The organism is Chitinimonas sp. JJ19 (assembly GCF_036961565.1).
In the GTDB taxonomy this organism is placed as follows: domain Bacteria; phylum Pseudomonadota; class Gammaproteobacteria; order Burkholderiales; family Chitinimonadaceae; genus Chitinimonas.
This window is the reverse complement of record NZ_JBAMDD010000026.1, coordinates 25,537-36,918: the sequence shown is the minus strand read 5'-3', so window position 1 is coordinate 36,918 and position 11,382 is coordinate 25,537. Positions and strand designations below refer to the sequence as shown.

Here is an 11,382-nt window from a genome sequence, read left to right as displayed (position 1 = left end):
TCCGGTATCGGTACCGTCAGCGGCTTGCAACGCCGCCATTCGCCGGCAAGGCTGCGAACCCGTACGGGAGCCCGAAGGGCTGAGCTGGAAAACGTCCATTCACTGCGTTGTGGCGCTTGGCAATAACTTGTTATTGCCTGCGCACCACGCCTTGTGCCTGGCCATTTTCCAGTTCAGCGACGCGGCGAAAAGACTTTGAACAGGCTCTAAGCCCGTTCAATGCCAGTATCACCGGCAAGGTGCATACCGATGCCCAGATGGGGTGCGCATCCCGCCAGAGCAGCCAGGCCAGCAGCAACCATAGCGGTGCCGTCGCCAGCAAACCCAGCACCAGGGGCCACGACACCTGCCCCGGCGGCAGCACCCTGGCTGGCCCCTTGCGCAGCATGGCACGCAGCAATACGGCCCCCGGTAGACCGAACATGGCGGCCCCCAGCAAGGTCAGGCCAAACTCCAGCCAGCGTATGTCGGCGACGACAACGGATTCAGTGGGCCGTGCAGGGTTGACCAGCACGGTGATGGGGCTGCCCACTGGCCCCAGGCGCGCCGCAATGCGCTCACGAAACCCGTCGTCCAGATTGTCGCTGACCAGGCTGAAGCTGATACGGCTTCCACCATAGTCCCGCCCCTGCCAGCGATAGCGGTAGCTGCCTTCCAGCCGATATAAATCCGTCTTGCCGGTTCTACCCTCGGCCTTGATGTAGTCGAGCGCCTGCAAGACCCCCGGTACGGGTTGCCAGTGCTGGGCACGTAGATGCTGGACGATGGGATAGAACGACACCCCCAGTGCAGCCAGCCCCAGCAGGACAAAGCAGCTGGACATCAGGATGCCGGGCGCCATTCCGCGCCAGAAACGCCGCCACCAGGAACGCTTGAGGGTTTGTGCCATATGCCAGCCTAGACGACACGTCAGGCTGCAGCACAGAAATCGACGTTGCCGTCGGAAATAGGCGCGGACTGCCCTCCACTCAAGTGAAAGGTCCGGTGCGGCTGACCGCTCAAACCTGTGAGAGCTAACCACTTCAGACAAATCATGGTATTGGTGGCGCTAATAACTGAAATGCTAGGCATCTAGCTGCATACGCACTTAGCAACTTTATGGCTCCCATCAGACGGCCATGTGCCTCAGAAGGCAATTCCAGGTATGCCACCTTGGCAGAATGGGCATTTTCGCTGAAAGACATCTGTCCCGTTGGCACCATATACGTGGCCACAATCTACCGCCAAACAGAGCAAACGATAGGAGGTTTGGCCGTGATCATTTCCTGGGACGTTGCGATGGCCAGTACAAAGTTGGTTGTTGCGATTCACATACCCAATTCGGGTGGATTCGGTGCTTCCACTACTAAAGAATGACATATGTGCTCCTCAGATAAACAGTGTAAGCAGCGCCCCGAACAGCATTAGTTTCGCTCCCTCGCGGCGTTGCCTTGCCTGTGAACCATAACAATACGTTTCAAAGCACCATCGGGGCGGCCTCTAGGTGGTGCCCCAAGGGCAAGCCTTCACACCTTAAAGCAGCCTACGCTGCACGGTATTTCCACCTTCTTGGTAGCGTATTCATATAAAGCGCTCAACCTTTCCAGGTAAAGGGAAACTTGAACTGCTGCCAGAAGCCATTGGGTACGTAATCACCTAGCACACCATACTCGCTGGGCCAGGGCCGGTCGCTCTTGACCGCCGTGCCGAACAGGTAGTCGATAAAGGCAAAATGCGCTGCATAGTTGCGATCCAGTGCTTCCTGATCCTGGCTGTGATGCCAATGATGGAAGTTGGGCGTGACAATCAAGTAGCGCAGCGGTCCCAGCCGCACGCTGACATTGGCGTGGTTGAACACCGCCTGGAAGCCCACGATGACGATGTAGGCGTCGATGACCTCCTTGCTGAAGCCCAGCACAAAGATGGGGCCCAGCACCAGCGTGCGGGTGATCAGCAGCTCCAGTATGTGTTGGCGCGATCCCGCCAGCCAGTCCATGCTCTTGACGCTGTGGTGCACCGCATGCAGGCGCCAGAGCCAGGGGACTTCATGGTAGGCGCGGTGGGTCCAGTACTGCATCAGATCGGCCACCAGCACGATCAGGAACAGTTCGACCACAAAGGGCAGGTCCTTGACGGCATCCTGCACGGTGCTGAAGGTAGCCCAGCCAAACAGCTTGTGCACCAGCAAGTTGGTGGCCAGCAGCACAAAGCCCACCACCATGTGGTTGACAATGAAATGGTGAAAGTCCGTCTGCCACTCGGGCCGGAACACCGGCTGGTCGCGTCGCAGCGGGAACAACTTCTCGATAAAGATGAAGATCAGGCTGGAGCCCAGCAGATCGAGAATGAACCAGTCCAGACCGATATAAGGTGTGTGGTCGGCAAAGTCCCTGACCGGTACCTTGTGGCCACCCAGCAAGGCAGTGAGCACCACGAAACCGAAGGCCCAGGCAGAGAGCCAGCGCACCCGGCCCAATACAATGTTGGCCAGCGATATCCCGCCTGCCACTACCATGGCCCAGAACATGATCTGCCGTATGGTGCCTACATCGTAGTTCTGGCGTAGTTCGGGCGTGGTGAGGTAGGCCGGAAAATGAAAGGCCAGCACGCCCAGGAAACACAGTATGCCCAGGCACAGGGCCACGACACCGGACACCAAGCCACGGCCCTTTTGTAGCTGCCCGTGGGATTCAGTCAACTGATTGATATGTTTTAGCATGGCCGCGACTATGCCAAAACCGGCTACGTCTGGAAACGGTAGCAATGACGATCACCGTGCACGCGGTGATTTGCCCGCCCCTGCCCCGTTGCTCCCGCAGGCAGCAGGCAAGGCGCCGCCCGGCGCCCTGCCTGCGTTTTGTCAGTACGATCCCAGGTAATCTGGCTTGCCGATCTCTACGCCGTTATGGCGCAGAATGGCGTAGGTGGTAGTGACATGAAAGTAGAAATTGGGCAGCACGAAGTTCAGCAGGTATGCCTGCCCGGCAAACTGCGCCTCGCGGCCACGCAGCTTGAGTGTGACCAGTTTTTCTTCGGTGCCATCGATCTGCGCTGCGCTGACGCTTTGCAAAAAGGCCACGGTCTTGGCTATCCGCGCCTGCAGCTCGTCTATGGTGGTCTCGGTGTCTTCGAACACTGGAATATCGATGCCGGCCAGGCGCGCCGCACAGCCCTTGGCGCCATCGGTGGCAATCTGTATCTGTCTGGCCAGCGGGAACATATCGGGTGCCAGGCGGCTGTTGACCAGTACACTGGAGTCGAACTGCTTTGCTTCTGCATGCTTGGCCCCCTTGTCCAGTATCGCTGACAGGTTGCCCAGCATGCGGATAAAGACGGGGATAGACGCTTGGTACATGGAAAGGCTCACGGCAAGGCTCCGGTGGGTGGGAAAGAGTCAGCTAGCCAGTAAGTGGCGCCAGATGCTCAAACATCAAGCCCACCGTTCAAACCGGCCATAGCGTCGGTTCTTCCATCTGCGCTACCTGTTCGCGCAATTCCAGCATGCGCTGGCTCCAGTAGTGCGCCGTACCAAACCAGGGAAACGCCGCAGGAAAGGCCGGGTCGTCCCAGCGGCGGGCCAGCCAGGCACTGTAGTGCAGCAGGCGCAAGGTGCGCAGTGCCTCTATCAGATGCAGCTCGCGCTGGTTGAAATCGCAAAAGTCTTCATAACCCGCCAGTACATCGGCCAGCTGCCGGACTTGATCCTGCCGCTCGCCCGACAGCAACATCCAGAGATCCTGTATGGCCGGGCCCATGCGGGCGTCGTCAAAGTCCACAAAATGCGGGCCGGCATCGGTCCACAAGATATTGCCGGCGTGGCAATCGCCATGCAGGCGCAGGCTTGCCACTGCCCCAGCCCTGTCGTAACAGCGCCGCACGCCATCCAGCGCCTGGCGGGTCAGCGCCTGGTAATCGTCGCGCAAGTCTTGCGGAATAAAATCGCTGGCCAGCAACCAGGCCACGGATTCATCACCAAAGCTGGCGATATCCACTGTCGGCCGGGTAGTAAAAGGTCGGGTCGCGCCCATAGCATGGATACGCCCCATGAACCTGCCTATCCATTCGAGCACGGCCGCATCATCCAGCTCTGGCGTACGGCCACCACGGCGAGGGAAAACGGCAAAGCGAAAACCCGCATGATGGTGCAGGGTCTGGCCATTGATCTGCATGGGCGCCACCACCGGAATCTCCTCAGCCGCCAGCGCTGCCACGAAGTCATGCTCTTCGATTATCTGGGCGTCGGTCCAGCGGGCTGGCCGATAGAACTTCACCACCAGCGGCGGCGCATCGTCCATGCCCAGCTGATAGACACGGTTCTCATAGCTATTGAGTGCCAGCAGGCTGCCACTGGCAGGCAGGCCCAGATTCTCCACCGCCGTCAGCAGGCAATCGGGAGTCAGGGTTTCGTAAGGAGGGGGTAGCGACATACCGCCATTGTACGCAGGCTCGCCGCCGACGCTGGCATATCGTAGGATGCGTCTGCATTTATCTTTAGCTAGCAACCAACGTGTCTACTTTGCGTCTCTATACCGCCCTGCTGTCCAGCCTCTTGCTGGCCGCCTGCGCCAGCACCCTCGATCCGCAGCAAGTGCCGGCCCCGGTCGTGGCGGCACAGCCGGCTGTCACCAACGAGCCCGCCATTGCCCAAGCGCCGCCTATGCCGCCACCGCCACCGGTCAGGCCCGATGTCGTGGCACCAACCGCGCCTGCCGCCACAGCCCCTGCCTGGAGCAACCCCAAGCAGGGCCGCGCCCTGCTGAACCGGCTGATGCCGGCCAAGATCAAGGACAAAGCCGGCTGGAGCAACGATATCTTCGCCGCCTTTGAAGCCCTGCGCATACCCTATACCGCCGAGTATTTCTGCGCCGCCACCTCGGTCATCGAGCAGGAATCCAGCTGGGAGGCCGACCCAGTGGTGCCCGGCCTGGGCAAGATGGTGTGGAAGCAGATAGAACTGAAGGCCGACGAAAAAGGCATACCCATGCCCCTGGTGAGCGCCGCACTCAAGGCCAAGTCCAGCAACGGCCAGAGTTTTCGCAGCCGCATAGACAAACTCCGCACCGAGCGCGAGATGAATCTGCTGTATGAGGAAATGTCGGCCGAAGCCGAGAGTTTTGGTGTCTCGCTCAGCAGCCAGAATCCGGTACGCACCGGCGGCCCCATGCAGGTCAGTATCGACTTTGCCACCAGCCACGCCCGCGCCTGGCCTTATCCATACCCCGTCAGGGAAAGCATGCGCCGCGAAGTCTTCACCCGCCGTGGCGGGGTCTATTTCGGCATTGCCAACCTGCTGCACTACCAGGCGCCTTACGATAGCTTGTTCTTCCGTTTCGCCGACTATAACGCTGGCCGCTATTCCAGCCGCAATGCGGCCTTCCAGGCGGCCGTCGCCAAGCTCAGCAAGCGTAAGATAGACCTGGACGGCGACCTGCTGCGCTACAGCGCGGGCCGCCCCAGCAAACAGGCCAGCAGCACGCTGCAAGCCATCCGCCCCCTGGCTAGCAAGCTCAAGCTGAGCCCAGCCGAGATAGAGCGCGACCTGCTGCTGGAAAAAACCAGCACCTTCGGCCAGAGTCCCCTCTACCAGCGCCTGTTCGCCCTGGCGGACAACGCCAGCAACAAGCCCCTGCCCCGCGCCATCTCACCGCAGATACGGCTATCCAGCCCCAAGATCACCCGCAAGCTGACGACCGAGTGGTTTGCCAAGCGTGTGGATTGGCGCTACCAGCGCTGCTTGGCCAAGGTCGCTAGCTGACAATCGGCATGGCAGGCTTGGGCTGCAGGCAGCCTGGCAGCTCAAGCTGATGCGACCGAATAGCGTCTCGCCGGCATCTGCCCGCTAGTCCGCCTGCTTGCGCCACAGCTGGATATGGCGTGCCAGCAATTCTTCCATCACCTTGTCCTGTGCCAGCTTGTGCATGGCGCGCGCAATGCGCCCACGCATCTCGCCGGTATTACAGGCGGATTTATGCGACAGGGTCAGGAACAGGTCTTCATTGGTGATAGGCACAGTCGCCGCCTTGAGCCCGCGCACCCCTAGCTTGGCCGCATAGGCAAGACCGGGTGCTTCCTCGTAGATAACGTAATCGGCCCGCCCCAGCCCCAGCATCTTGAGTGCGCTCTCCACACTGGCCACCTTGTAGATATCCAGGTGCTTCTTGGCATAGCTATCGAAAGCTTCGCCAAAGCTGTTGTTGATGACGGTAATGCCCTTGAGCCGGCTTAGATCCGACCACTTACGGTACTTGATACCTTTGGCGTCCTGGGTCCAGATCACGGTGCGTGTCGTGGCAATGGGCGGCTGAAAGTAGTCCATGTACTCCAGTCTGGGCAGGGTAAAGAAGGCACCAGCGATCATGTCCACCCTGCCGTAACGGGTTTCCTCCTGCACCCGGCCCCAGGGGCCGGCGTACTTGACGCTCACTGGCACGCCGATTTCCTTGCTCAGCAACTGCATCATTTCGGCATTGGCGCCTATCAGGCGGCTCTCGTCAGCCGGGTCGCGCCACAGATAGGGTGGGTATTCGGGGTTGCCCGAGATCAGCAACTGCTTGCAGGGCTCATCCGCAGCAAGGGCTGGCATGGCCGCCAGCAACAGGCCTGCGAGCAGACACAGACTGTGCACCATTGCCATGGTGTCAACGCGTGGCAGGTAACGACCGGTCATAACAATGCAACCTCGGCATGCTGGGGCAGTTGCCTTGCAGTTTAGAGCCTGTTCACGATTTTTTCGCCCCGGCATCGTAAACGCCCGCCCGTGCCATCGGCGTGGCTTGCCGTCGGGACGGCGTGGTAGTGTAATTGCCCAGGCGGGCATGCTTGCCCCCTGCCCATACTATTTCTACAGGACATCCCATGACCGCAGCCCTGCTGATCGCCAAAGCCGGCCCCACGCCCATTGAGATACTGCCCGCCCTGGCCAACCGCCATGGCCTGATTACCGGCGCCACCGGGACCGGCAAGACGGTCACCCTGCAGCGCATGGCAGAGGGTTTCTCGCGGGCAGGTGTGCCGGTATTCATGGCCGATGTGAAGGGTGATCTGGCGGGTATTGCCGCCGCCGGCAGCGACAACCCCAAGCTATCGGCCCGGCTGGCGCAGCTGGAAGTGCAACTGAACTACGCCGCCTGCCCTGCCATGCTGTGGGATGTCTATGGCGAGGCCGGCCACCCGGTGCGCGCCACCATTTCAGACATGGGGCCGCTGCTGCTGGGCCGCCTGCTCAACCTCAACGAGGTGCAGGCAGGTGTGCTGCAGCTGATCTTCAAGATTGCCGACGACAACAGCCTGCTGCTGATTGATCTCAAAGACCTGCGTGCCATGGTGCAGTACGTGGGCGAGAACGCCAAACAATTCACCACCGAATACGGCAATATCTCGGCCGCCAGCGTGGGGGCCATCCAGCGCGGCTTGCTGACACTGGAGACCCAGGGCGGCGACAAGTTCTTTGGTGAGCCCATGCTCGATATCGCCGACCTGATGCAGACCGATGGCCAAGGCCATGGTGTGGTCAACATCCTGGCTGCCGATAAGCTCACCAATGCGCCCAAGCTGTATTCCACCTTCCTGCTGTGGCTGCTGTCCGAACTGTTCGAGCAGTTGCCCGAGGCGGGCGACCTCGACAAACCCAAGCTGGTATTCTTTTTTGACGAAGCCCACCTGCTATTCAACGATGCACCACCCGCCCTGGTCGAGAAGGTGGAACAGGTGGTCAGGCTGATACGCTCCAAGGGCGTAGGTGTGTACTTTGTCACCCAGAACCCGCTGGACATACCCGAGACCGTGCTGGGCCAGTTGGGCAACCGGGTGCAGCACGCCTTGCGTGCCTTTACCCCGCGCGACCAGAAGGCCGTCAAGGTGGCCGCAGAAACCCTGAGGGCCAACCCGGCTTTCAATGCCGAAGCGGCCATCATGGAGCTGGGTGTAGGCGAGGCACTGGTGTCGTTCCTGGACGCCAAGGGCAGCCCCAGCGTGGTCGAGCGCGCCTTCGTCATACCACCGGCCTGCAGGCTCGGCCCACTGAGCCAGGCAGAACGCCAGACCCTGATCGCCAACTCGCTATTGGCTGGCCATTATGAAGCCGCCGAGGACAGGGAATCGGCCTACGAGAAGCTACGAGGCAGCAAGGATGGCACCACACCGGCCAAGCCGGGCTTGCCTGCCCAGGCTGCGCCCGCCGAAGCAGAGGGCGGTGGCCTGCTGGATGGCTTGGGCGCTTTCCTGTTTGGCCGTACCGGCCCACGTGGCGGCCAGCATGACGGGGTAGTGCAGAGCGCGGCCAAGAGCATGGCGCGCACCATGGCGAACGAGGTAGGCAGGCAGATACTGCGCGGTGTGCTGGGCTCCATCGTCGGTGGGCGCAAGCGTTAAACCTTGCTTTGCCCGCGACAGGTGCTGGCCTGTGAACCGCTCCCGACACGGCCACCCTGTGGATAAAACTCCAATACACAGCGATAAAATCAAGCAATTCCAATAAAAACAAGGCGATATCCCTATCGCCTTGTTTCATTTGTCATAATCAGTTCAGCTTGCATTCAGCCAGTCATGGCCACAATGCCTCTCATCAGCCAATGTGATGGAGCAATGCGGGATGAACAAGTCCATGCTCACCGGGATAGTCATCGGCGGCACCGCTGCGCTATCACTAGGCGCTGCTGCCGGCTACCAGGCAATCAAGGGACCGGATTACGCTGACGTCGTCCAGGTCGCCGCGGTACACGAGACCGTCAAGGTGCCCGTGGAGGTCTGCCAGCAGGTACAGGTCAGCCGCCAGGCCAGGGTCAAGGATGAACACCGGATTGCCGGCACTGTCATCGGCGGTGTGCTGGGTGGCGCGCTGGGCAGCCAGGTAGGCGGTGGCAATGGCAAAAAAGCGGCTACCGTGATCGGCGTGCTGGGTGGTGGCTATGCTGGTAACCGCTTGCAGAAGAACCTGCAGGAAAAAGACCGCATCAGCCATAGCGAACAGCGCTGCAAGACCGTGTTGCGCACCGAGGACAAGCTGCGTGGTTACGACGTGCAATACCGCCTGGACGACAAACTGGCGGTAATCCGGATGGCGCAGCCGCCCACCAGCAACCGTATACCGGTACAGGATGGCCAACTGATGCTCAGCGCCGTCACGGCCCCGCCTGTCACCACCCCCACCATACGCAACTGATGCACCGTTTGATTTCTCTGTAACTCCCTGCTCGGGGCGCCTTGTGCGCCCCTTTTTTTTGTAGCGCCAGCTTACCTTGGCGCCCACTCAGCGCTCACCGCCCAGCCATGACTGAAGCCCGAAGCAGGCTATCAGTAGGCGCGCTCACGATCCACCAGGCCGGGCACCGTCTCACCCCGCAACAGGCCGCGCAACTTACCGGCCACCTGGCGGGCCGATGGGCCAAGCAGCGTGGCGGCCGCAATATGCGGCGTCAGCACGATAGCCGGATGGTGCCAGAACGGGTGATTCTGGCCGGGGGGTTCCAGGCCCAGCACATCAAGCTGGGCCCCTCGCAGATGGCCTGCATCCAGCAGGGCCAGCAGTGCTGATTCTTCCAGCTGCTCGCCGCGCCCGGCATTGATGACGGCAGCCCCCTTGGGTAAGCCAGCCAGGCGCTCATGGTTGAGCAGGCCATGGGTTTCGGGGGTGCTGGGCAGCAGGTTGACCAGTACATCGCTTGCAGCCAGCAGGGTGGGCAGGCTGTCCCAGCCATGCAGGCAGCGCACGCCTGCCAGCTCGCGCGGGCTGCGACTCCAACCGGCCACGGCATAGCCCAACAAGGCCAGGGTACGGGCTACTGCGCCACCTATCTCGCCCAGGCCCAGCACCGTCACACGCAGCTCGGCTGCGGCCCTGCCTGGCAGTGGCTGCCATAGTGCATCCGCCTGCTGGCGAGCATAGCGGTCCAGGTCGCGCTGGTAGCGCAGCACGCCAGCCAGCACGTATTCGCACATCTGCTGTGCCATGCCGGCATCGGTCAGCCGTACCAGCGCCACCCCAGGGGCCAGGTCGCTGCGCTGCATAAAGCGGTCTATGCCCGCCCCCAGGGCGAACACGGCGCGCAGGTTGGCAAAGCGGCCAAACAAGCCTTCGGGTGGTCGCCAGGTGGCTAGGTACTGTACGCGGGCCGGGTCGACCTCGGCAGGTGCCGCGACCACATCGAAATCAGGCAGCTCGGCTGCGAACAAGGCCTGCCAGCGTTCGCCGTCATTCGGGGTATGCAGATAAAACAAGGGTTTTGCAACAGTCATAAGGCATCCAGTTCAATCAGCCAGTGGCACCCAGGCCTCGCCGTGCATCAATACACGGGCGCTGCGGGTCAGGCGGGAGGCCACTACCCGTTCGCCATCCAGCTCGGTGACTATCTGGTTCACCCCGCTGGGGTGACCAAAAAACAAGGGACGAGCTATCAAGGGCTGGCCCAGCAAGGCACTGACCAGCGTGCCGGGCAAGGCCGCCGCAGCCGCCAGCGCGATGGTGCCGGTACCAGTGAAGCCGTGGTGCAGCTTGCCCATGGAAACAATACGGGCCAGCAGATCCAGCTGGCTGGCCTCAAACACCCGGCCATCGGCGGCGGTAAAACCAGCCTGCGGTGCGATCCAGCACAGCTTGGGATTGCTGGGTCGTTCACGGCTGGCTTGGGCAGGGGTTGCTGCCAGCCCCATGGCCACGGCAGCCTGGGCGCGCAGCGACTCCAGCCGCGCCAGCAGGCTGGCATCGGTATTGACGTCCTGAGGCTGCTCCAGACCGGTCAGCCCCAAGTCGGCAGCCCGCAGTATCACCAGGGGGTTGCCAGCATCAATGAGCGTGGCGTCGATCTCGCACTGGGCGCTCCAGCTCAGCTTGTCGATGCGACGCCCGGTGGGGAACAAAGCGCCCGACGCCCCGCCGGCCGGGTCCAAAAACACCAATTGCTGCGGCGCCCCGGCGAAGGCGACACCATCCATGCCGAAAACCCCCTCCTGGCAGGGCAGGCCATCCCGCATGGCTACCTCGGCCACGATCACCTTGCCGGTGTTGGCCTGCCAGATACGTACCGTGGCCACGCCATCATGCGGCCCTGTCACCAACCCCTCCAGCAAGGCAAACGGCGCGACAGCAGCCGACAGGTTACCGCAGCTACCTGACCAGTCTATTTCTCCGCTGTCCACCGCGATGTGGCCGAACAGATAGTCCACATCACAGCCTGGCTGCCGGGAGGTACTGATGAGCGCCACCTTGCTGGTGGACGATATCCCGGTTCCCAGGCCATCGATCTGCCGGCCATAGGGGTCGGGGCTACCTATCAGCCGGCTGAGCAGCCGGTCGCGCAGGGTGATATCGGCAGGCAAGGCGTCCGCCCGAATGAACACCCCCTTGGAGGTGCCACCCCGCATCAGCGTGGCGGGTATGCGATGGAGTGGCATGGTGCTTCCCGCAAG

General features: G+C 61.6%; 10 protein-coding genes. 3 read left to right on the top strand and 7 right to left on the bottom strand.

Annotated features, from left to right (window positions below; translation table 11 throughout):
- Positions 1-130: 130 nt before the first annotated feature.
- The 4 genes from V7714_RS20330 to V7714_RS20315 all read right to left on the bottom strand — a co-directional run bounded on the left by V7714_RS20330 (position 131) and on the right by V7714_RS20315 (position 4,406).
- Positions 131-889, bottom strand: coding sequence for a DUF3592 domain-containing protein (locus V7714_RS20330; RefSeq protein WP_335711369.1), 759 nt, complete (start codon positions 887-889; stop codon positions 131-133).
- 684 nt (positions 890-1,573) lie between these two features.
- Positions 1,574-2,698, bottom strand: a complete 1,125-nt coding sequence (locus V7714_RS20325) for a sterol desaturase family protein (protein ID WP_335711368.1) — start codon at positions 2,696-2,698, stop codon at positions 1,574-1,576.
- 141 nt (positions 2,699-2,839) lie between these two features.
- Positions 2,840-3,346 (bottom strand): DUF1993 domain-containing protein, encoded by a 507-nt coding sequence (locus V7714_RS20320; protein ID WP_335711367.1) that lies wholly within the window; start codon positions 3,344-3,346, stop codon positions 2,840-2,842.
- Between the two features lie 76 nt (positions 3,347-3,422).
- Complete coding sequence (locus V7714_RS20315) at positions 3,423-4,406, bottom strand: serine/threonine protein kinase (RefSeq protein ID WP_335711366.1); 984 nt, start codon at positions 4,404-4,406, stop codon at positions 3,423-3,425.
- Positions 4,407-4,486: 80 nt separating this feature from the next.
- On the opposite strand from V7714_RS20315, the gene V7714_RS20310 reads away from it, so the two are divergent.
- Complete coding sequence (locus V7714_RS20310; protein ID WP_335711365.1) at positions 4,487-5,734, top strand: DUF1615 domain-containing protein; 1,248 nt, start codon at positions 4,487-4,489, stop codon at positions 5,732-5,734.
- A gap of 84 nt (positions 5,735-5,818) precedes the next feature.
- On the opposite strand, the gene V7714_RS20305 is transcribed toward V7714_RS20310, so the two are convergent.
- Positions 5,819-6,646, bottom strand: a complete 828-nt coding sequence (locus tag V7714_RS20305) for a substrate-binding periplasmic protein (protein ID WP_335711364.1) — start codon at positions 6,644-6,646, stop codon at positions 5,819-5,821.
- Between the two features lie 188 nt (positions 6,647-6,834).
- Here V7714_RS20305 and V7714_RS20300 point away from each other — a divergent pair, with 188 nt between their 5' ends.
- Positions 6,835-8,349, top strand: coding sequence for a helicase HerA-like domain-containing protein (locus tag V7714_RS20300; RefSeq protein WP_335711363.1), 1,515 nt, complete (start codon positions 6,835-6,837; stop codon positions 8,347-8,349).
- A 220-nt stretch (positions 8,350-8,569) separates the two neighbouring features.
- Positions 8,570-9,139 carry a glycine zipper 2TM domain-containing protein gene (locus V7714_RS20295; protein WP_335711362.1) on the top strand — a complete coding sequence of 190 codons (570 nt, stop codon included), beginning with the start codon at positions 8,570-8,572 and terminating at the stop codon, positions 9,137-9,139.
- Positions 9,140-9,270: 131 nt separating this feature from the next.
- On the opposite strand, the gene V7714_RS20290 is transcribed toward V7714_RS20295, so the two are convergent.
- Both V7714_RS20290 and V7714_RS20285 read right to left on the bottom strand, forming a co-directional pair.
- Complete coding sequence (locus V7714_RS20290; RefSeq protein ID WP_335711361.1) at positions 9,271-10,212, bottom strand: 2-hydroxyacid dehydrogenase; 942 nt, start codon at positions 10,210-10,212, stop codon at positions 9,271-9,273.
- A 12-nt stretch (positions 10,213-10,224) separates the two neighbouring features.
- The gene (locus V7714_RS20285; RefSeq protein WP_335711360.1) at positions 10,225-11,367 is read right to left on the bottom strand and encodes a 2-methylaconitate cis-trans isomerase PrpF family protein; all 1,143 of its coding nucleotides are present in this window, start codon (positions 11,365-11,367) and stop codon (positions 10,225-10,227) included.
- Positions 11,368-11,382: the final 15 nt, after the last annotated feature.